Source organism: Oleiphilus sp. HI0128, assembly GCF_001635365.1.
In genome coordinates this window covers 1-928 of record NZ_LWGG01001302.1, presented here as the reverse complement: position 1 = coordinate 928, position 928 = coordinate 1, and the positions used below count along the sequence as shown (strand labels likewise).

Genomic DNA, 928 nt, shown 5'->3' with positions numbered 1-928 from the left:
AGTTATGAACATATGTAGCACCCACCTCACCAACAAAGGCTAGACGGCTCGCACCCCAAATTTGATCAACAAACTTAATGGCGGTCATCTGAATCTGCGATACATCATAAGCGTCATAACCCGCTTGGACACTTCCATATAAAGGCGCTAATTCATCCGAAGTTATCGTTCCATCGCCGTTACTGTCAGTTGCTCTACTAGTAACGATAGGCGATACAACGTTACCTCTCGTTGCAAGCACTAAGTCTGGAGAGTTGAACTGCAAAGGCATATCATGCTTGAAGCTATACTCACCACCTAATGAAATACCACCAGGCCCAGTCGTGTTAAAGCTGAGACCTACCATTTGAATCTGTTCAGGGTACTGAATTTGATACTCAGCAGTCGAAAACTGTTCATCACTATCTATCGCACCGTCGCTATCAACGTCGGTACCGACTCTACCACCAACAATTGGTAAGCGACTATGGTATTGCAAGAAGTAGAAACCAAACTCTGTTTCATTCAAATCTGCAGCAAACCAGCGTAAAGCAATACCAAACTGATCAGTATCATCGGGCTTGTCATCATACATTCTCTGCAAGCCGGTTTGTCCACCCTGGTTCCACTCTTCAGTCATGAAGTTAGCACCCCAAACAGGGCCGCAACCATCGGCTACATAATCATTTGTAGAGAAGTAGGTTCCGCAATCATCAATTCGCGAAGGCTCATACTCTAGCTGAATAAACGCTTCAATCGTAATATCATCCGTTAAGCCAAGTGAACCATAAAGCATGTTTACAGGAATCAAAGCTTCTTTGATTTCTGCGCCAGGCGCTCGAATTGCACCAATATCTACTGGGTTAATAACGTTAATACCGTTAAAAATAAAGGTACTCTCACCCCAGCTGACTACCTGCTTACCTAGACGAAGGTTAAGAGGTGTATC

1 protein-coding gene is annotated in these 928 nt (G+C 44.2%); it reads right to left on the bottom strand.

Features of this window, described 5'->3' with window-relative positions; all coding sequences use genetic code 11:
- Nucleotides 1-928 (bottom strand): DUF1302 domain-containing protein (locus A3763_RS21800; protein ID WP_156495250.1); only part of this gene is annotated, 928 nt, incomplete at both ends.